This window comes from Sphingomonas metalli (genome assembly GCF_014641735.1).
GTDB lineage: Bacteria > Pseudomonadota > Alphaproteobacteria > Sphingomonadales > Sphingomonadaceae > Sphingomonas > Sphingomonas metalli.
Window position 1 is genome coordinate 34,310 of record NZ_BMIH01000006.1, and the last position, 18,098, is coordinate 52,407.

Genomic DNA, 18,098 nt, shown 5'->3' on the forward strand with positions numbered 1-18,098 from the left:
TGATGTGCTGGGAAGGACGGGTCAGCCTTCGAGGCTCGCGAGTTCGTCGAACTCGGCCGAGGCGCGCTTCGCGCTGCCGCCTGCGTAGGTGACGCCGGTGCGCGGATAGAAGAACACGCGCTCGCCCTTTCGGTACGGGGTGCCGTCGGCGCTGGTGCCGTTGGACTTCGCGCGCTTCCAATAGGGATCGCCGGTGTATCGGGTGTAAGCCATTGTCCTTTCTCCTTCTTTCGAGGCGCAGCCGGTTGCCGCTGCAACCGGGTCTGCCTCTCCGGCGAGGAGCGGGATGGGGAGGGAGGAGCGAAATCGATGGCCTGGCGCGGGCAGGCCGCCCTAGCGCGGCCGGCGCCCCGTAAGGGCGCCGGGTGCCGCGCTCGGCGGACCACACGGGGCTGTCGATTTTGCTTCGGGAACGAAAGGGCAGCAGCCCTTGGTGTTCCCCGCGCCAGCGGGCCTCCGGGGGAGGGCCGCGGCGCCCTGCCGGCGACGTTCGCGCCGCTGGGCGCGGCCACAGGTGTGCCACGTGGCACACCTCACGCGAGGATCGTCACCCGCTCAGGGCCGAGACGCCGGCACGGTGGCTCGGTCGGCGCAACGCGCCGATAGAGCCGTGCCCGGCAGGGTCGCGCCCGACCGGGATCGTTGTCTCGAAAAGCGCTTTGCACTGGGCAGGTTGCTCAGCAAAACAGCGCGATGCCCTTGCGGGGGTGGGGACTGACCAGGCGAGAACGAATGACGCCGATCGAGAGGATCTATTTCACGTCGCGGATCATCCACGGCGATTTGAGTTCGGCAGATGGTGAACTGTCAGGTCAGCTCGGTCCTGCGGGCACGTGGGTTCCGTTCATCAAAATGGCCCTGATGGCGCTCGGGAACCTTGCCGATTTGGAAGGACCGATGCGCTTCTTATACCGGGACGCACCAGAACTCGCCGACCAGATGAAAGCGATCGACGCCGACCTTCAGTTTGCGAAATACCTCCGCAATGTCTTCGGGGGTCATCTGAACGAGACGCTGGTCGCCAAAGCCTATGAGTGGCGGCCCGAGCTGCGGATGCTCCCCGATATTCGCGAGCTGAACGGCACCGTGATGCTCAACGTGTTTGTGCTCGAGACAGCGATCAACACCTATGTCGCGCAGGATGGCCAGCACGGCATGTTCTCATCCGAAACGGATCTCGTGTACCCGCCCGATATGGAGCGGTTCTGCACGTGGCTTTCCACCACAGTTCGGGCCGCCATTCGGATTTGCGACATGCTCGGCGAGATCACCCATGTCTCAGTAACGCCGCTGGGCGAGCGAGCCGATATGTTCGAGGCGTACAAGGCTGCCGGGCTGACAGCCTTCGCTCGGATCAGGAAGGGCCGGTAAGGCTCGCTCACCCTGTGCTGCGCGTCGCGAAACGACAAGAAAAGGCGCGCGCCGGTGCCGCGAAGCGAAGCCGGCGCGCGCGCATAGGAGCCTGGAGCGACCCTCGGGGTCGCTCCAGACCGTTCCCTAGTCGGCGTCACCATCGTTGATGGCATCGCACGCGGCTTGGCAGGCTTCGCGGCTGCCATAGGGGCCGATATGCGGGGTGTTGTTGTCGTCGACGCCCCACCAGCCCTTGTCGACATGCCGCCCGCTGTCCCGCATCAACGAGCGGGTCCCGCCACCAATGTGGATCGGATCGAGTGTACCTTTGATCGACATATGCTTCGTCCTTCTATGCCCGTGATTGGGCGCACAGAACCGCGCGAGACCCGCGAATTGGGCGTCGCTCTACCGACCGAAAGCATCCGGTCGGCGCGGTTCGATGATTGATTTACAAGTGTCGATTTCGCGCACGCCCGGGACGGTCCGGGAGAACAGGAACGCGGCCCGTTTCACGAAAGATCGGGGCCGCGTATCCATCACGTTGCGACCGACATCGCCGCGTTGCTCATCCGGCTGAGCAGCCAGTCCGCGGCGGCCTGTGCTTGCGTCGCGGCGGTGAAGATGCACCTTTTGTCGTTGCGGAGCGCCTGCAGCCAGCTCGCCAGATAGGCCGCGTGATCTTCCCGGTCGTGGAGCTTGATGCCGATCGCGCCGCTGACGAATGCCGCACCCAGCTCGGCCACCAGTTCCTCGTGGGCGTAATCCTCCCGCTTCGTGGAAATGAGGGTGGGGCGGGCGAGCCGGTCCACGTGGCCGGTTGCGTGGCAAAGCTCATGGGCAAGCGTCGAATAATAGTCGTCCCCGGTGTGGAAGTCGGCGAACTCGGGCATGACGACGTGATCGCCGCTCGCCTGATAATAAGGCTGCGATCCGTGGTGCCGGACGGCGACGGGAACGCGGGCAAAGAGGGTGTCCAACTCCGAGTCGCGTTCGTGGGGATTGGTCGCGGTGAGGATCGGCGCGGGGGCCGGATACTTCGCCTCGATGCCGTCGATCTGCTCGGCATTGAAGACGGTGTAGCGCTTGAGGAATGCTACCTGCCGCTTGCCATCGTCGCTGGCTTCTCCGCCCCTGTCGGCGTCCACCTCGATCGTGTTGGCATAAACGACGGTTGAGCCCTTCTCGCCCTTGCGGACGCACCCGCCGAGCGCGAGCGCCTGCTTGAAGGTCAGCCAATGCGGCGAGGCATAGCCCTTTGTCATGGCCGCTACCCAAAGGGTCAGGACGTTGATGCCGCGATAGGGAACGCCGGTCGAGCGCAGCGGGATGTTGGGGGCGGTGCTGCCGTTCCACGATTTCGACCAAGGCCGGGTGCCCGCCTCGATCATGGCGATCATCTGGTCGGTGATCTCTTGATAGATGTCAGCCCGGTTGTCGGTGATCCGTGCCATGGTCTCTTCCTTTCCTTCGAGGCTGAAAGCCGGTCGCAACAGCAACCGGCTCTGCCTTTCCGGCGAGGAACGGGATGGGGAGGGAGGGCGAGAATCTGGTCCCTGGCGCGGGCGAGCCGCCCTAGCGCGGCCGACGCCCCAGAGGGCGTCGGGTGACGCGCTTGGCGGATTACACGGGGGGCCTGATTGTCGTTCGGGAACGAAAGGGCAGCCGCCCTTGGTGTTCCCCGCGCCGGCGGGCCTCCGGGGGAGGGCCGCGGCGCCAGCGAGCCTGTGCCGGGCCAACGGCCCGTCCTCGGACCGTGACATGGCCTTGGCAGCGGGCGTGCTTTGGGCGATCTGTTGATGGATGATCGGCACAACGCCGTGACGGAGCGACAGCGCGTGACCAGCATTCGGATCCTGCACCGCGACCCAACCGGCAAGGTCTTTGACGGGGGCGTCGAGTATGGGGTGGAGCAGTTTGCCGGCCAGGTGCCCGCGATCGGCGACACGATCCTCGATCCCGGCGTGATCGCGGGTCAGGATCGGAACGATCCGCAAAATCGATCGATCTGGACGGTCGTCGGCCGTGTGTTCAACCCGAGGGACCGGGAAGACACGGTGGCACTGATCGTGGAGAGTCGGGACGGCAACCTCGCCGACGAAGCCTTCGCGTGAAATTCACGGCCGAGGGGGAGGTCGTTGCGGCTCCCCCCTGCGGTTACTCGGTTGATACGCCATGGGTATGCCCTGAGTGACGTCTACATGGGCACTGGCTATGCTTTGCAGGGCCGCTGCGGCTCCCGGCCGGAGCCCTGAGAGGCGCTCCCCCGGGCGCCCTTGGCGCCTCACGGGGGCGGCGCTGGGGGCTCCCCCTCAAACTTGAACCCCCTACGCGCGAGGGGCATATCCGCCGGGAGAAAGGAATAGCCCCATGGCGGCCAAGAAGCAAACTGACAGCAGCTCCGATCTGCGAACGAACGAGAAGAAGTGGACCAAGCCGCTGATGGATGCGGGTTGGACGGCGCTGCCGAGCGTCATCATCGAGAACCAGCGTCAGCTTGGCCTCGAACCGCTCGATCTCAACATCGTGCTGTATCTAGCGAGCAAATGGTGGACGGCGGAAGGGAAACCTTACCCGTCCAAAAGCACCATGGCGCAAGCCATGAACGTCCACCCGCGCACGATCCAGAAGCACATCGCCAGTCTGGAGGCTGCCGGATACATCCGGCGCGAAGAGCGCCGGACCGACCAGGGAAGCCGGACGAACATTTACCATCTCGACGGACTGATCGAGGCGGCCAAACCCTTTGCGGATGAGAAGCTCGCGGAGATCAAGGAGAAGTCCGAGATCAAGAAGATCCGCCAGAACCGCAAAGGGGCTCCCAAGCTGCGCCTGGTCAAGGATGATGACGCGTGAATGCACACATTCAGGAAGCGCCACCTCGGGTGGCGCCGCGCCTGAAGGGTGCGCCGAAGATCCGTCAGCTCTTCTGGTGCGATTTCCCGCAGGACGCGCAGCTACCGGAGTTCTGGAAGCGGCGGCCGGTGATCGTGATTTCGTATCGGAACACGCTGCATGGAGCGGTGACGGTGATCCCGTGTTCAACGCAGGCGCAGCCAGGCAATCGGTGGGCAGTTCCGCTCCAGACCACGATTGACGGACGCGCGGCGTTCGCGATCTGCGACAAGATGACCACGGTAGCGGTCAGCCGGCTCGTGCCAGACAAGGGCGGCATAGTGCGGATGACGGAAGCCGAGTTTGACGGCATCCTTCGGGTGGCACTCGCCTGGCTGCCTGTGCCGTCGACGCCCGCGCCGGAGGCCTGACAGGCCTCCCTGGGGGCGATTAGATATTAGTTGAATCTTCAGTAGCGGGTTCTATATCGGGAGGCATCTGCGGCCTCCCCCTCGGGGAGTGTCCGTTTCCCGCGAGGGAACTAAACGGTCGGGGCCGCCTCAAAAGGGCGGCCCTTGGCTCATCTGCGTCGGATATAACCCGTTATCTAGGACGCTACCGCAATCGTTGCGATCAGCGACAGAATGGCGATCACGATGCCGGCGACGGTCCAGGCATGTGCGCGATTCAAAGCGCTCCAGCCGCCTTCGGTCAGACGGAAGACGGTCTGGGTTCGCGTAAAGAGAGGTCCGGACGGCAACTTCATGTCTGGCGTCAGATCACCGGTTGGCATGCTGTCATGAAGCGGCTCGACCCACCCTCGCATATGGCAGGTCATCAGCGCCGCCTCTGTATCTTCGTCACGCTGTAGCGCGCGCTCGATCACCCAAACGCCTTGTGGCTGAAGAATCATGGCGACACGCTGCCGCGCCAGGCCGCTCAGCACTTTCCGGATCTGGCGCTCCCGTTTCCACTCGTCGAGCATCGATCAGGCCTGCTCCATGCCGTTCTCCGTCAGCACGTCCCGCAAGGTCCAGAACGCTCCCAGCGCCCAACCGAGGTGCTGAGCCTTGTCGTGGCCGTTGGTGATATCGAAGCCGAGGGCGGCACCAATGTGCCATTGATACTGGCTTACCTTCTCGTGAGCATAGCCATGGCCGTCCCGCTCAGTGTCGATGTACCGGCGGAAGTCCTCGCACTGGATTCGCGCCCCGGCATAGAGCCCGGCGCGGCCGGCGAATGACAGGTCGTCGCGCTTGGCTTCATCATAGATGGACTCCAGCACGCCGAGAGAGAGGTTCAGATCGTTCATGCTTGCCCCATCAGTTGCGTTCCGTAGAACATACCGTGAATGCCGTTCAGGGGCTAGGCGCGCGTCGCGCGAGATCGAGGGTGTCGAGCATGACAGGCATTGACGAGCATCTGCGCGCGGTACTGGCAAGGCATAAGGTCGACACTGGACTCTACTCGCCCGTACGGGCCGTTCAGACGACAATAGACCCGGTCATCCGCAATTGGGGTGGGCAGTTCATCGTCGACATTCGACCGAGTGGTTCGTTCGCAAAAGGAACTGCTGTGCACGGCGGCACGGATATCGACATCTTCGTCTCGCTCACGTCGACGCTGTCCGACACGCTGCAACGTATTTCAGACACGCTCTTCACCGCGTTCTCGCAGGCTGGCTATGTCCCGCGCCGCCAGAACGTATCGATCGGGCTGACGGTGAATGATTGGAAGGTCGATGTCACGCCCGGGCGTCGGCAGGATCAGTATGGTCACTACCATAGCCTGTGGAGCACCAAGACGGGAAGTTGGCTTCAGACCAACATCAATGAGCACATCCGCGTCGTCTCGAACTCCGGCCGGCTCGATGAAATCCGGTTGATGAAGATCTGGCGCAATCGCTTCGGCATCGATTGGCAGTCCTTTTACCTGGAGTTGTTCGTCCTTGATGCGTTGCACGGCGCCCGGACGGGCAATCTTCAGGCTAATATCGTGACAGTCTTTCGCGCAATTGCGACGGCACTCAGCACAAGGCGCTTCATCGATCCGGCCAATACCAACAATATTGTGTCGAACGTGCTGACAGTAGATGGGAAGGCAAGGATCGTGGAGATGGCGCGCTCGGCTCTGAACAGCCCTTGGAATACGGTGTTTCAATGAGCTCAGATTGGTCGCTCGCAGCGCTCTTCGCTGACTTCCATGCAAAGATCCAGAGCGAGCTTGCGACCGCTCGTAAGCTGGGACACCCGACCGATAAAGGTGATGCCAGCGAGCAGGTGTGGATCGATGTCCTCACGCGCTATCTGCCGCGCCGATACGAGGCCCGGAAGGGGTTCGTGGTCGATAGCCAAGGCATCTTCAGCAACCAAATCGACATCATCGTCCATGACCGGCAATACTCGCCTTTCGTGTTCACGTTCAAAGGCACCGACGTCGTGCCGGCGGAGAGCGTCTACGCAGTTTTTGAAGCCAAACAGGAGCTAACGGCGGATCACATCCGCTATGCCGGCGAGAAGGCCGCCTCCGTGCGGCGGTTGCATCGTACCAGCCTCTCGGCCGAGACCATCGACGGGCCGTCACGAGCGAAGCCGCTCCACCACATCCTTGCTGGCATTCTGACACTCAGCGCGGGCTGGAGGCCGCCTTTGGGCGACACATTGGCGGGGCATCTCCGGCGCGATGCCGCGGACGAGCTACTCGACATTGGCTGCATCGCCGATGCTGGCTGGTTCACTAGGAAGGTGGATCAATTTGAGTTGAACACGGTCGATAAGCCGGCGACCCGCTTCTTGTTCGAGCTGATCGCCCAACTTCAGGCAATCGGGACCGCGCCGATGCTCGACATTCGCGCTTATGCGAACATGATCTAATGCCGTTGGCGGCAGCCGGCGCCAGATGCCTGCCAGGCACCATCTCGTTTACCAACTACGGTGTCAGGCGCGGGAAGTGGAGAGTATCGTGGGGACGCTTTATGCCATCGGAGTCTCATCAGGTGATATCGGCGCCGCTATTGCAGAGGCCATCATCCACGATGTCCGCGTGAATGGGCTTGGCATTCAAGGCTTTCCTCAGGTCGTGGTCGCGCATCCTGACAGGGACACGTTCGCGATCACGCTCAAATTCGACACCCATACAAGTGCGTTCACGATTTCGGCGGCCGAGGCGGGCCGCGCCGTCAAAGCCATGAAAGGCGGCAAAGGCCATGACGACGGGATCTTCCGCCGCGTCCAGGGCGCGGCGGTCGAGATCGAGGCGGCGCACATGCGCGGTGTGCAAGGCGGCTAGGGAAAGCTCAGAATTCCGAGCCACTGATGAGGCGCTGAACCCTCGCAATTTCCTCGGACGCTTCGCGCACGGCGCGCATCACGGGACTGTTCTGCATCTCGCGCATAGCCCGCATCGTGGGGCTCTCCTGCAGTTCACGCATGGCCCGCATGGTTGGGCTGTTCTGAAGCTCTTCCATTGCCCGCATAACGGCTGAGCTGCCCCCTTCTGAGTGGTCCATCGACTATGACAGTCTGGATCGAGGAAGGGACGACGAATGCCAGCGAAGAAGCACAAGCCCGAGGAGATCATCGGCAAGCTGCGTGAAGTTGAGATCATGCTGGGCCAGGGCGGCACGACGGCCGAGGCATGCCGGCGCATCGCAGTCAGCGAGCAGACCTATTACCGATGGCGCAAGGAATATGGTGGTCTGAAAACGGATCAGGCGCGGCGGATGAAGGATCTGGAGAAGGAGAACCTCCGGCTGCGTCGCGCGATCTCGGACCTGACATTGGACAAGCTAATCCTGCAGGAGGCGGCAAAGGGAAACTTCTGAGCCCCGCACGGCGCCGGCGGTGCATCGACCAGGTGCGTGAGGTGCTGGATGTGTCCGAGCGACGGGTGTGCCGCGTCCTCGGGCAGCATCGGTCGACGCAGCGCAAAGTGCCGTGTGGGGCAGATGACGAGGAGGCGCTGACCGACGACATCGTCGCGCTGGCCAGGCAGTACGGGCGCTACGGCTATCGCCGGGTGACGGCATTGCTGCATGCGGCCGGCTGGTCGGTGAACCACAAACGGGTGGAGCGGATCTGGCGGCGCGAAGGGCTGAAGGTGCCCCAGCGTCAGCCAAAACGCGGTCGGCTGTGGTTGAACGATGGCTCGTGTATTCGGCTGCGACCGGAGTATCCTGGGCATGTCTGGGCGTATGACTTTGTCGAGGCGAGGACGCACGACGGGCGTAAGTTCCGCATCCTCACGATCATCGACGAGGCCAGCCGCGAGTGCCTGGCGCTGGTGGTCGCCCGCCAGCTCCGCCACGAAGATGTGCTGGCGGCCCTGGCCGAGCTGTTCATTGACCGGGGCCCACCTGCACATATCAGATCGGACAACGGCAGCGAGTTCATCGCCACCGCAGTCCAGAAATGGCTTGGGCAGATCGGCGTGAAGACGCTCTACATCACGCCAGGCTCACCATGGGAAAACGGCTACAACGAGAGCTTCAACGGGTCGCTTCGCGACGAACTGCTCAATGGTGAGATCTTCTACAGCCTCGCGGAGGCCAGGGTGCTGATCGAGGCGTGGCGGCGCCACTACAACACGGTCCGGCCGCATAGCAGCCTGGGCTACCGACCGCCGGCCCCGGAAGCGGCAACACCGCCATTACCGGCCTCCGGTTCCGCTTCGCTCCACCTACGCCCGGCAATGGCGGCCGAGACGACAATGCACTAACTATAAGCCCGGACCACCCGGTGGGGGCTGCTCACGCATGGCGGCGACGTCGGTCAACCCACGGAGCGTAAAAGAATCTGGCCGGGATCAGCCCGACACGGTGCCCTGCTGGTGCTGCCCAGCGCCGGAAAGGCTGAAAACAGCGCCTGCTCACCCCATTTCGGATGAAAATCGAAGACGGAGCAGATGATGGCGGGCGGTTGGACGCGGGACGGTGCCGTCCAGGATCAGATCGACGACTCGGTGGCGGATGCCATCCTCGCCGCCCGGGCCGGCATGCCGACGGGCGAAAGTGAAACCCACTGTGTCGAATGCGGCGAGCCGATCCCCGAGCGTCGTCGGATTGTCCTCCCGGGCGTTCGCACGTGCGTCGCGTGTCAGTCGCTTCGCGATGCCAAGCCAAAGGCGTCCGCCATCAATCGGCGGGGAAGCAAGGACAGCCAGCTGCGCTGATCAAGCGCACTGGGATGCAGATCATAGTCGAGCAGTTGCCGGCCGGTTCTGCTTCAGGCCAGTCTAGGCGTCGGGGAACTTCGCTCCAACCCTTGCGCTCGAGCAGTTGGTGTCGAAGCTTCCACGAAAGGGAAGATCATGGCCGAAGGAAGCTGGGGTGATGCAGCGTCGCCCGAAATCGACTGGCGGATGAGCGCCGCGCTCGAGAACGTCCCGCGCGGCCTGGACGAGCTGGTCGAAGTCACAAGCCTGGAAAAGGCGGTGCGCGCATGGCTCGACCTCGATCCTTGTCATCAAGAGGACGCGATTCTGATCCCGCAACGCCCGCTGATCGTCGATGGAGTTTCCATGATCGAGGTGCGGGGCGACAATATCGGCTCGCTCGCTTTGGAGTTGCCCGACGCGAAGCAGGTCGACCCTGCCTCACGCCCTGAGCCCGACGATGCGGGTTAGGACGATCGCGCGCAGGCTGCGGAACGTGATCGACCAGCGCGTTCGGTCCATCTCGGCGATGCTGTGTTCCCAGTCATGGCGCGCCGCGCCGCTGAGGTGATAGGCGCCGCGGGGCGGCAGCGGCACGGCGACACGCTCGAAGCGGGTGCCGACGCGGCGGCGAAAACGCATCGTGGCCTGCGTGCCCAGCGACAGCCCGACCACATGCTCAAACGCCGGGCGGTCACGATGCCAGCCGATGCCCGCGCCGGGATCGTAGCGGATCAGCAGGGCCTGGACGAGATCGTCGACCGGCAACCGGGCAAAGGCGGCCGCGCGATCACGGATCGGCAGCAGCCAGTCGGGTAGCGGCTCGCCGCGCTCCAGCCTTCCCGCATCGAAGTCGTAGCGCCAGCCATAGGAGCTGGTCAGCCGCTTGCCGGTCCAGCCCTGGAAGCGGAACGGCGCCAGCGCCGTCGCGTCGATCGCCGCAATCAGCATCCGCTCCTCGGCCTCGCTGACGAGATCGTCCTGCGACGCGAGCCCGGGCAGCGCCGGGGTATCGAACAGGTCCGCCATGGCCATCAGGCGGCGCTCTCGTCGGCGTGTACCGGTCCCGGCGGCTCCCAGCCGAACACGCTGCGACCACCGAACGCGTGCGATTGGCTGCGCTCCTCCGCGATCAGCGCTTCGACTGATGGGCCCGTCGCAGTGGCCTCCAGCCGTCTCGCCTGCTGGTCGAGGCGCCCGATCGCCGCCAGCTTCTCGTCTTGGCCGAGCTTCGCGGCCGCCACCGCCTCCTTCATGACCGCGATCGTCCGGTCATAGACGCGGGTCGGGACGGGGTAGGGATGACGGTCCTTGCCGCCATGGGCGAGGCTGAAGCGGGCAGGGTCGCTGAACCGACACGGTGTGCCATGAACCACCTCCGCGACCATCGCGAGCGAGCGGACGGTGCGGGCGCCGATGCCGGGCACCAGCAGCAGCTCGGCGAAGTCCTCAGGCCCACGATCGGCGGCAGCGGCAAGCGCGCCGTGAAGTCGACGCTCGATCACGTCCTCGGCCCGGACCTCGTGATGATCGGGCATGACGAGGTGCGGCAGCATCGCCTGCGCGGCCGGCGCAGATGCCTTGCCGTGGGCGAGTTCGAGCCGGGCAAGCTCGCGGACGATGCCATCGGGCCCTGCGTCCCGGAGCAGATCGAGCTGGCGTTCGCGCGAAGCGGCGGCGCGCCGGTCGGTGAGGTTGACGATCTGACCTTGATTGGCGCCCTCGACCGCGGCATGGGGCGCCTCGACGAAGCTCTCCAGTCCCTCGGAGAGCCAGTGATAGCGGCGCGCCTGCTTCCGGCCGTTGTTCATGCCCTGCTGCACCACCACCCAGCGACCGTCGTCAGCGACGATGAAGCCGTGGAGATAGAGGTCGAAGCCATCCTGCACCGCGGCGCTGTCGACCTTCGCGACCAGCCGACTGGAACGCGCGAGCGCATCGCCATCGAGGCCGACGCGCTCTCCCACCGCGACAAGCTCTGCCGGGGTCGCGCGGCTGTGCCGCCCGCGACCGCCGCAGACGTGCAGGCCGAGCTCGCTCGAGAGAGGGGCAAGGCCGCGCTTGAGCGCGCCGAGCACGCTCGTCGTGATCCCCGACGAGTGCCAGTCCATGCCCATCACCGCGCCAAACGACTGGAACCAGAAAGGGTGGGCAAGCCGCCGCAGCAGCTCGTCGCGGCCATATTCCAGCACGATCGCTTGCACGATCACCGCACCCAGCCGGGTCATGCGCTGGCCAAGCCAAGCGGGTACGCGGCCGCCATGGAGCGGCAGGTCGGCGCTCCCCGACCGCCTGCCCATCAGCGAGCCTCCACCATCATCGGAGCGCCGCGTGAGTCCGGTCCCGCGCCAAATAGGGGCAGGGCCGGCCCGTCGTCGCGCACGGGTGCCTCGAAGTTGGAGACGGTCACCCCGACCAGGCGGATGCCGGTTTCGGGCGGGTAGATCGAGCGGACGAGGTCAAGGCTCGTACGGTGAAGCTGATCCCGATCGGTCACCGCGCCCGCATGGCTGCGGCTGCGGGTGATCTGGCGGAAGTCCTGGAACTTGATCTTGACGGTGACCGTGCGGCCGAAGGCCTGGGCGTTCTCGCACCAGTTCCAGACATCGTCCGCCATGCGCAGTACGCCGGTCTCGATCTCGGCCGGCTCGGTCAGGTCGCGATCGAACGTGGTCTCCGAGCCCGAGGACTTGCGGGCGCGGTTCGGGTTGACCGGGCGATGATCCTCGCCGCGGGCGATCGCATGGTACCAGCCGGCCGAACTGCCGAAATGTTTTTCGAGGAAGGCAAGCGACTTCGCACGGAGATCCGCCCCGGTCTCGATACCGAGCCGTTTCATCTTGGCTGCGGTGACGGGTCCCACGCCATGGAAGCGCGCGACGGGCAATGTCTCGACCCAGGCCGCGCCCATGTCGGGCGTGACGGCGAACTGGCCGTTGGGCTTACGGTGGTCTGACGCGAGCTTGGCCAGGAACTTGTTGTAGCTGATGCCGGCCGACGCAGTCAGGCCGGTCTCCTCGAGGATGCGCGCCCGGATGGCCTTGGCGGTGGCCCAGGCCGTCGGTAGCCCGGCACCGTTGCCGGTCACGTCTAGATAGGCCTCATCGAGCGACAGCGGCTGGATGAGGTCGGTGTATTCGGCGAAGATCGCATGGATCTGACGCGAGACGGCCTTGTAGACGTCGAAGCGCGGCGGCACGAAGACGAGGTCGGGACAACGCCGAAGGGCTGTGACCGAGGGCAGGGCTGATCGCACCCCGAACGCCCGTGCCTCGTAGCTGGCCGCCGCGACGACGCCGCGCGCTGCGGCATAGCCGACCGCGACGGGCCGCCCGCGCAGGGCCGGATCGTCGCGCTGTTCGACGGACGCGAAGAAGGCATCCATGTCGACATGGATGATCTTGCGAGTCGAACGGCCTTCCATCGCCGGGCAGCTTAGCAGCGCGCGAACGAACGAGGAACATGTGATCTGCGGCCCCGCTTCAGGATCATTCTACCCCTGAGCGACGGAACGGCACCAGCAACGCTGCGCTGTACGAATCTGCGGGCGTTACGGTCCGCCAGGGAGTGCCTCACATGGCCGACGAGAACGTAGCGATCCTGTACCGGATGATCCTGCCGGACCACACCTGTCCATTCGGCGTACGCGCCAAGGAGATGCTGGAAGAGGCGGGGTTCGAGGTCGACGACCGCATCCTGTCCTCGCGCGAGGAGGTGGACGCCTTCGAGGAGGAACAGGGCGTCGATACGACGCCGCAGGTGTTCATCGATGGCGAGCGTATCGGCGGGAGCGACGACCTCGAACGGTATCTCGCGGCATGAGCCAACCAGTGTCGAGAAAAGGAGCAGTCGGGCTGTCGCGCCCGGCGGCGATCGCGGTTGTCGCTGGTGTGATGAGCCTGGGCGCGCTTCTCGGACGCCGTAACGCGCCCGACCCGTCCCACCCGAACATCCGGCGCTGGTACAAGCGGCTCGACAAGCCCGCCTTCACGCCGCCCGATCCCGTGTTCGGGGCTGTCTGGCCGATCGTGGAGAGCGGGCTGGCGATCGGCGGCTATCGACTGCTCCGCCAACGGCCAAGCGAGGGTCGCAACCTGGGCGTGGCCTTGTGGCTGCTCAACACCTGCATGATCGGCGGCTGGACCGAGCTTTTCTTCCGTAAGCGTGAGCTGGGCGCCAGCGCGCTCGCATCCGGCGCCATGATCGCAACGGGAGCGGGCTATGTCGCCGCAGCCGCGAAAGTCGATCGGCCGGCGGCGGCGCTCGGCCTGCCCTTTGTGGCCTGGCTCGGCTTTGCGACCCTGCTTGCCGAGCAAGTGTGGCAGCGCAACCCAGATCCGAACGCCTCCGTGTCCTAACCTGGGCTTCGCGTGCTCACCCGGTCGCGTCTGGCGTCGTCCGGCGCTAGGTGAAGCCGATGGCGCGCAATCGTTACTACCAAGGTCCGACCACAGACCATTTCGACGGCGTCCGCTTCTTCAACCCGGGACAGCCATCGACCGATCGCGGGCTTACCGCCATGCTGCGCTGGAAGCTGGCTGGCGGTGCCGCCAAGTGGCCGGTCTCGGTGCCGGTCACCCCGGCCAAGCCGGAGGCGCGGGTCGCAGGCCTCCGGATCATCATGGTCGGGCACGCCTCGCTGTTGATCCAGGCGGCGGGCAGGAACATCCTCACCGATCCGGTCTGGTCCGAGCGCGCCAGTCCCTTCGCCTTCGCCGGGCCGAGGCGGGTGACCGCGCCGGGGATCGCGTTCGAGGACCTGCCGCCGATCGATGTCGTGCTCATCAGCCACTGCCACTACGATCACCTCGATGTCGCGACGCTGCGCCGGCTCCAGGCGGATCATGCGCCGCTGATGGCCATGCCACTCGGCAATGATGCCATCGTCCGCGCTGCTGTTCCCGACGCGCGCTGCCTCGTCGGCGACTGGTGGGACCGGCTGCCGCTGGGCGAGGGGATCGCGACCACGCTGACCCCGGCCTACCATTGGGCGAACCGCTGGCCGACCGACGTGCGCATGGCCTTGTGGGCAGGGCATCATCTGACCACACCCTCCGGCTCGGTTTGGTTCGCGGGTGATACGGGCTACGGTGACGGCGTGATCTTCAGGGAGATGCGCGAGCGGCTTGGCGCGCCGGACGTGGCGCTGATCCCGATCGGTGCCTACGAGCCGCGCTGGTTCATGAGCGCGCAGCACGTCAACCCGGCGGAGGCGGTCCGTATCTTCAAGGACGTGGGTGCCGGCCAGGCGCTCGGCATCCACTGGGGCACGTTCCAGCTCACCGACGAGGCGCGCGACGCGCCGCGTCTGGCGCTCGCCTCCGCGCTGTCGGCAGCAGGGTTGCCACCACGGCGCTTCGTGGCGGCGCAGCCCGGCACCGCCTACGACTTCGAGCCCGCGGGCGGCTAGAGCATCTCCAGCGGCACAGGTCCGGGCGGCCCCGGGAAGATGTCGTCCAGCAGCGCGAGATCGGTGTCGGAGAGGTCCAGGTCCGCCGCCGCGCGGTTCTCGTGAACGTGGGCCGCCGATCCCGCCTTGGGAATGGCGATGATCCCATCTCGCGCCAGCAGCCAGGCAAGCGCCACCTGCGCTGGCGTTACGCCACGCTCACGCGCGATGGCGGTGAGCCCGCGATGGGCGAGCAGGCGTCCCTGCTCGACGGGGCTGTAGGCCATCAACGGTATGAATCGCTCGGCAAGCCAGGGGATCAGGTCGTGCTCGGGCCCGCGGCGGGTCAGATTGTAGAGGATCTGGTCGGTCTGGCATTGCTCACCACCGGCGGCGACCAGCTCCTCCATGTCGTCGGTATCGAGATTGCTGACGCCCCACCGGACGATCTTGCCGACAGCGACCAGCCGCTCCATCACCTCGGCCGTCTCGGCCAGCGGCACGCTGCCGCGCCAGTGCAGCAGATAGAGGTCGAGCCGGTCGGTGCCGAGCCGGTCGAGGCTCGCCTCGCACGCGCGCGGCAGGCGCTTGGCGGAGGCGTTCTGCGGATAGGCCTTGCTGACGAGAAACACGCGGTCGCGCATGCCGGCGATCGCCTCGCCGACGAGGCGCTCGGACTCGCCATCGGCGTACATCTCGGCCGTGTCGATCACGGTGAGGCCGAGCTCGACCCCTTCGCGCAGCGCGGCGATCTCTTGGCGGCGGCGGCTCGGATCCTCGGCCATCATCCAGGTGCCTTGACCCAGCGCGGGAACGGTTGTGCCGTCGGGGAAGCGGATCGTCTTCATGGGCGCACAACGTGCCACCCGGCCTGTCGGACCATCTGCCGCCGCCCGACGTTGCGGAGAGCGGAGGTGCCGATGAACGAGGATGACGAGCGCTGGATGCGCCGGGCGATCGAGATTGCCCGCTCGAAGGGCTCGGATCCGTCCACCTCGCCGCTCGGCTCGGTGATCGTCCTCGACGGCCGCGAGATCGCGGGCGAGCGCAACCAGACCCAAGAACTGCCGGACGCCACCGCGCATGCCGAGATGATGGCAATCCGCCGCGCCTGCGAGGACACGGGCGAGCTCGAGCTGCGCGGAGCGACGCTCTACTCGACGCTCCAGCCCTGCGGCATGTGCACCATGGCTTCGATCTGGTCCAAGGTCGGCCGCGTCGTCTACGGCGCAGGACGCGAGGACGTGCACCCAATGTATTTCGAGGCGCGGCATGTCGACACGCTGTCTTTCATCGCGGACGCCTATCGCGACGACATCGTGATCGAGGGCGGGTGCCTCCGCGAGGAATGCGCCGGCCTCTATTATCCGCCCGACGCGGACCTGCCGCGGGACGAGCAGGCTAACCTGTGAGCGAGCCCGACACCCTGATGCTGGGCCAGAATGGCTGGGTGCCCAACAATCCGGCGCTGCCGGTGCTGATCTATCGCGGCGTCGTGCCCGTATCCGACCCGGATGCGATCGAGGCGACGCTTCGCCGGAACGACTGGCGGCCGGACTGGCGCGACGGCGTCTACCCCTACCACCACTACCACTCCACGGCGCACGAAGCATTGGCCTGCACCGATGGCTCGGCCGAGCTGATGCTGGGCGGCGAGGGCGGCCGAAAGGTGCGCATCCAGGCGGGCGATCTTCTGGTGCTGCCGGCGGGCACTGGGCATTGCCGGATCAGGGCCAGCGACGACTTCCTGTTGGTGGGCGCCTACCCGGAGGGACAGGATTGGGATGTCTGCCGCCAGGCGGCAGACACGGCAACGCTCGCCCGTATCGCCGCCGTGCCGCTGCCGCAGGCCGACCCGGTCAAAGGCAACAAAGGTCCGCTCAGGCGGCTGTGGAGCAACAAGGCATGATCGACATCAACACGGCATCGGCGGACGAGATCGAAGCATTGCCGCAGCTCAAGGGGCACGGATACGAGATCGTCCGCTACCGCGAGGAGCGCGGGCGGTTCGAGGCGGTGCGGCAGCTCGAGGAAGTGCCCGGCATGGCGGGCAAGGCTGCCGGGCTGGAGGACGCCATCCGCTTCGGCTGAGCTCAGCTGCGCGCCTCGACTGCGATCAGCGGATCGCCCGACCGTCCGTCCGCGAGCAAATGCGCCTGGACATCCTGGAAGCCGGCTTTTTCCAGGTAGAGACGGATGAGCGCTGCCTGTCCGTTCATGTCGAGCGCGCGCCAGATCGCGACCGCCTTGGTCGGAAAGCACCGGTTCGAGAAGCTGGCGATAGCCACGCCGTCCGGCTTCAGCACCCGCCGGATTTCGCGAAACACCGCCAGAGGGTGCTGGAGATATTGTACGCCGACGCACACCAGTACCGCGTCGAACGCCTCGTCCGCCTCCGGCAGGACAGCATCCTGGTTGAGGTCCTGGACGAACCATCGGCCGAGGCGCGGATTGGCGGCGAGCTCCTCCGCGTTCATGCCGTGGCCGACGACATCGAAATCCAGGCCGGGCGGCAGGTGGCTGACCCAGCTCGACATGAGGTCGAGGACGCGATCGCCTGGTTTCAACCTCGATTCATAGTGTCTGGTCAGAGCCTCGACTGCCGCCTCATCGATATGTGTGACGAGGCGGGTGGGCGCGTAGAAGTCGAGGTCGGACCCGCCGTCCTGCTTGGCGAACGCCTCGGGCGGCAGACCCAGCGCCTCGGCGTCGCTCATGCCGTGCGCTCGAGGGCTTCGTACCAGTCAGCATAGCGGGTGTTCCGCGCCATCCGCCGGTTCTGGTCAGGCGTGCCGTCGCTCCACCAGACAGGTCCACGCTCGCCAAGCGCGATCTTTGCGTCATTCACCTGCGCGCGAGCCGCCGCGAGTGCGGCGTCATCGTGGGCGCGCAGGGCTGCACCGACCGCGCGGCGAGCGCGCATCAGGTCGGCCGTGAGCGCTCTTCGCTGCTCGGCATCGAGATCAGGATTGGCACGTCGCCAGAGCCGGCCGCGCACGACGATGTAGCGGCCGTCCGGCGTCACCGGCGGCGGGGCTGAAGCTTTGGCGGAGGACCCAGGCTCGAGCGACGACATCAGGGACGAACGAGCAGGCGACAGGCTGGTTCAGGGGATCGGTCGATCGCCTCGTCATGCTCATCTCATTGGCCGCGAGCCGGACCGAACTTGAGCTGCTCGAGACGCGCGGCGAGGATGGAGAAACGCTCCACTCCCTTGCTGTCGCCGGCTTCCCGGAGCGCCACGACCCGCTCGGCGACCCATGCCTTGGCGCGCTCGCCATGAAGCCGCTCGATCGCGATCGCCTCGGCCCATCGTTCCTGGTCCTCGGTCATCGGCATGGACCGGCAACATACCCGGAACGCATCATTT

General features: G+C 65.7%; 29 protein-coding genes. 16 read left to right on the top strand and 13 right to left on the bottom strand.

Features of this window, described 5'->3' with window-relative positions; all coding sequences use genetic code 11:
- Window positions 1–21: 21 nt before the first annotated feature.
- Window positions 22–213 (bottom strand): hypothetical protein, encoded by a 192-nt coding sequence (locus IEX18_RS17395; RefSeq protein ID WP_066671104.1) that lies wholly within the window; start codon window positions 211–213, stop codon window positions 22–24.
- 519 nt (window positions 214–732) lie between these two features.
- On the opposite strand from IEX18_RS17395, the gene IEX18_RS17400 reads away from it, so the two are divergent.
- The gene (locus IEX18_RS17400; RefSeq protein ID WP_188660899.1) at window positions 733–1,371 is read left to right on the top strand and encodes a hypothetical protein; all 639 of its coding nucleotides are present in this window, start codon (window positions 733–735) and stop codon (window positions 1,369–1,371) included.
- Window positions 1,372–1,497: 126 nt separating this feature from the next.
- Here IEX18_RS17400 and IEX18_RS17405 read toward each other — a convergent pair whose 3' ends face one another.
- Window positions 1,498–1,692, bottom strand: coding sequence for a hypothetical protein (locus tag IEX18_RS17405; RefSeq protein WP_058733683.1), 195 nt, complete (start codon window positions 1,690–1,692; stop codon window positions 1,498–1,500).
- A gap of 200 nt (window positions 1,693–1,892) precedes the next feature.
- The gene (locus IEX18_RS17410) at window positions 1,893–2,807 is read right to left on the bottom strand and encodes an ArdC family protein (protein WP_188660902.1); all 915 of its coding nucleotides are present in this window, start codon (window positions 2,805–2,807) and stop codon (window positions 1,893–1,895) included.
- Window positions 2,808–3,137: 330 nt separating this feature from the next.
- On the opposite strand from IEX18_RS17410, the gene IEX18_RS17415 reads away from it, so the two are divergent.
- The 3 genes from IEX18_RS17415 (at window position 3,138) to IEX18_RS17425 (ending at window position 4,619) form a co-directional block, all read left to right on the top strand.
- A complete protein-coding gene (locus IEX18_RS17415) occupies window positions 3,138–3,467 on the top strand; it encodes a hypothetical protein (protein WP_206542365.1) in 330 nt (109 codons plus the stop codon).
- Between the two features lie 256 nt (window positions 3,468–3,723).
- Window positions 3,724–4,209, top strand: a complete 486-nt coding sequence (locus IEX18_RS17420; protein WP_041043290.1) for a helix-turn-helix domain-containing protein — start codon at window positions 3,724–3,726, stop codon at window positions 4,207–4,209.
- Window positions 4,206–4,619, top strand: a complete 414-nt coding sequence (locus IEX18_RS17425) for a type II toxin-antitoxin system PemK/MazF family toxin (RefSeq protein ID WP_229664690.1) — start codon at window positions 4,206–4,208, stop codon at window positions 4,617–4,619. The genes IEX18_RS17420 and IEX18_RS17425 overlap by 4 nt, the downstream gene beginning before the upstream one ends.
- A gap of 176 nt (window positions 4,620–4,795) precedes the next feature.
- Here the strand turns inward: IEX18_RS17425 and IEX18_RS17430 are convergent, their stop codons facing one another.
- Entirely contained in the window at window positions 4,796–5,173 is a 378-nt protein-coding gene (locus IEX18_RS17430) for a hypothetical protein (protein ID WP_188660905.1), read from the bottom strand.
- A gap of 3 nt (window positions 5,174–5,176) precedes the next feature.
- Window positions 5,177–5,500: a hypothetical protein gene (locus IEX18_RS17435; RefSeq protein WP_188660908.1), complete on the bottom strand. Its 324-nt coding sequence runs from the start codon at window positions 5,498–5,500 to the stop codon at window positions 5,177–5,179.
- 89 nt (window positions 5,501–5,589) lie between these two features.
- Between IEX18_RS17435 and IEX18_RS17440 the strand changes: the two genes are divergently transcribed.
- From IEX18_RS17440 to IEX18_RS17450, 3 genes are all read left to right on the top strand, one after another.
- Window positions 5,590–6,351 carry a nucleotidyltransferase family protein gene (locus IEX18_RS17440; protein WP_188660911.1) on the top strand — a complete coding sequence of 254 codons (762 nt, stop codon included), beginning with the start codon at window positions 5,590–5,592 and terminating at the stop codon, window positions 6,349–6,351.
- Complete coding sequence (locus IEX18_RS17445) at window positions 6,348–7,061, top strand: DUF6602 domain-containing protein (RefSeq protein ID WP_188660914.1); 714 nt, start codon at window positions 6,348–6,350, stop codon at window positions 7,059–7,061. The genes IEX18_RS17440 and IEX18_RS17445 overlap by 4 nt, the downstream gene beginning before the upstream one ends.
- Before the next feature lie 88 nt (window positions 7,062–7,149).
- On the top strand, window positions 7,150–7,476 hold the full coding sequence (locus tag IEX18_RS17450; RefSeq protein WP_188660917.1) for a hypothetical protein: 327 nt from the start codon (window positions 7,150–7,152) through the stop codon (window positions 7,474–7,476).
- A gap of 7 nt (window positions 7,477–7,483) precedes the next feature.
- On the opposite strand, the gene IEX18_RS17455 is transcribed toward IEX18_RS17450, so the two are convergent.
- On the bottom strand, window positions 7,484–7,654 hold the full coding sequence (locus IEX18_RS17455; protein ID WP_188660920.1) for a hypothetical protein: 171 nt from the start codon (window positions 7,652–7,654) through the stop codon (window positions 7,484–7,486).
- Between the two features lie 78 nt (window positions 7,655–7,732).
- Here IEX18_RS17455 and IEX18_RS17460 point away from each other — a divergent pair.
- The 3 genes from IEX18_RS17460 (at window position 7,733) to IEX18_RS17470 (ending at window position 9,810) form a co-directional block, all read left to right on the top strand.
- Window positions 7,733–8,904, top strand: a protein-coding gene (locus IEX18_RS17460; RefSeq protein WP_188660923.1) for an IS3 family transposase whose coding sequence is annotated in 2 segments (ribosomal slippage) — window positions 7,733–7,997 and window positions 7,997–8,904 — 1,173 coding nt in all. Because the reading frame shifts where the segments join, the coding sequence is not laid out codon by codon here.
- A 189-nt stretch (window positions 8,905–9,093) separates the two neighbouring features.
- Complete coding sequence (locus IEX18_RS17465) at window positions 9,094–9,357, top strand: DksA/TraR family C4-type zinc finger protein (protein ID WP_096343125.1); 264 nt, start codon at window positions 9,094–9,096, stop codon at window positions 9,355–9,357.
- 138 nt (window positions 9,358–9,495) lie between these two features.
- Entirely contained in the window at window positions 9,496–9,810 is a 315-nt protein-coding gene (locus IEX18_RS17470) for a hypothetical protein (RefSeq protein WP_188660926.1), read from the top strand.
- On the opposite strand, the gene IEX18_RS17475 is transcribed toward IEX18_RS17470, so the two are convergent.
- The 3 genes from IEX18_RS17475 to dinB are packed head-to-tail and all read right to left on the bottom strand — an operon-like array spanning window position 9,781 to window position 12,763.
- The gene (locus tag IEX18_RS17475; RefSeq protein ID WP_373284597.1) at window positions 9,781–10,374 is read right to left on the bottom strand and encodes an alpha-ketoglutarate-dependent dioxygenase AlkB; all 594 of its coding nucleotides are present in this window, start codon (window positions 10,372–10,374) and stop codon (window positions 9,781–9,783) included. The genes IEX18_RS17470 and IEX18_RS17475 overlap by 30 nt on opposite strands.
- Window positions 10,374–11,639, bottom strand: a complete 1,266-nt coding sequence (locus tag IEX18_RS17480) for a DUF763 domain-containing protein (protein WP_188660930.1) — start codon at window positions 11,637–11,639, stop codon at window positions 10,374–10,376. The genes IEX18_RS17475 and IEX18_RS17480 overlap by 1 nt, the downstream gene beginning before the upstream one ends.
- Window positions 11,639–12,763, bottom strand: coding sequence for a DNA polymerase IV (dinB, locus tag IEX18_RS17485; RefSeq protein WP_188660946.1), 1,125 nt, complete (start codon window positions 12,761–12,763; stop codon window positions 11,639–11,641). Before dinB ends, IEX18_RS17480 begins: the two co-directional genes overlap by 1 nt.
- A 152-nt stretch (window positions 12,764–12,915) precedes the next feature.
- Here dinB and IEX18_RS17490 point away from each other — a divergent pair, with 152 nt between their 5' ends.
- From IEX18_RS17490 to IEX18_RS17500, 3 genes are read left to right on the top strand one after another with little or no spacing between them, the layout of a single operon-like run.
- The gene (locus IEX18_RS17490; protein WP_096342240.1) at window positions 12,916–13,161 is read left to right on the top strand and encodes a glutaredoxin domain-containing protein; all 246 of its coding nucleotides are present in this window, start codon (window positions 12,916–12,918) and stop codon (window positions 13,159–13,161) included.
- A complete protein-coding gene (locus tag IEX18_RS17495; RefSeq protein WP_188660950.1) occupies window positions 13,158–13,697 on the top strand; it encodes a TspO/MBR family protein in 540 nt (179 codons plus the stop codon). The genes IEX18_RS17490 and IEX18_RS17495 overlap by 4 nt, the downstream gene beginning before the upstream one ends.
- Before the next feature lie 59 nt (window positions 13,698–13,756).
- Complete coding sequence (locus IEX18_RS17500; RefSeq protein WP_188660953.1) at window positions 13,757–14,749, top strand: MBL fold metallo-hydrolase; 993 nt, start codon at window positions 13,757–13,759, stop codon at window positions 14,747–14,749.
- Here IEX18_RS17500 and IEX18_RS17505 read toward each other — a convergent pair.
- Complete coding sequence (locus IEX18_RS17505; RefSeq protein ID WP_188660956.1) at window positions 14,746–15,576, bottom strand: aldo/keto reductase; 831 nt, start codon at window positions 15,574–15,576, stop codon at window positions 14,746–14,748. The genes IEX18_RS17500 and IEX18_RS17505 overlap by 4 nt on opposite strands.
- A gap of 72 nt (window positions 15,577–15,648) precedes the next feature.
- Between IEX18_RS17505 and IEX18_RS17510 the strand changes: the two genes are divergently transcribed.
- Genes IEX18_RS17510 through IEX18_RS17520 form a run of 3 tightly spaced genes read left to right on the top strand, consistent with a single transcriptional unit; the run spans window position 15,649 to window position 16,819 of the window.
- Complete coding sequence (locus IEX18_RS17510) at window positions 15,649–16,140, top strand: nucleoside deaminase (protein WP_183930236.1); 492 nt, start codon at window positions 15,649–15,651, stop codon at window positions 16,138–16,140.
- Window positions 16,137–16,637 carry a cupin domain-containing protein gene (locus IEX18_RS17515; protein ID WP_229664691.1) on the top strand — a complete coding sequence of 167 codons (501 nt, stop codon included), beginning with the start codon at window positions 16,137–16,139 and terminating at the stop codon, window positions 16,635–16,637. Before IEX18_RS17510 ends, IEX18_RS17515 begins: the two co-directional genes overlap by 4 nt.
- Complete coding sequence (locus IEX18_RS17520) at window positions 16,634–16,819, top strand: helix-hairpin-helix domain-containing protein (protein ID WP_188660959.1); 186 nt, start codon at window positions 16,634–16,636, stop codon at window positions 16,817–16,819. Before IEX18_RS17515 ends, IEX18_RS17520 begins: the two co-directional genes overlap by 4 nt.
- Before the next feature lie 2 nt (window positions 16,820–16,821).
- On the opposite strand, the gene IEX18_RS17525 is transcribed toward IEX18_RS17520, so the two are convergent.
- From IEX18_RS17525 to IEX18_RS17535, 3 genes are all read right to left on the bottom strand, one after another.
- Window positions 16,822–17,445: a class I SAM-dependent methyltransferase gene (locus IEX18_RS17525; protein WP_188660961.1), complete on the bottom strand. Its 624-nt coding sequence runs from the start codon at window positions 17,443–17,445 to the stop codon at window positions 16,822–16,824.
- Window positions 17,442–17,804, bottom strand: a complete 363-nt coding sequence (locus tag IEX18_RS17530) for a hypothetical protein (protein ID WP_188660964.1) — start codon at window positions 17,802–17,804, stop codon at window positions 17,442–17,444. The genes IEX18_RS17525 and IEX18_RS17530 overlap by 4 nt, the downstream gene beginning before the upstream one ends.
- 65 nt (window positions 17,805–17,869) lie before the next feature.
- On the bottom strand, window positions 17,870–18,067 hold the full coding sequence (locus tag IEX18_RS17535) for a DUF6961 family protein (protein WP_188660969.1): 198 nt from the start codon (window positions 18,065–18,067) through the stop codon (window positions 17,870–17,872).
- Window positions 18,068–18,098: the final 31 nt, after the last annotated feature.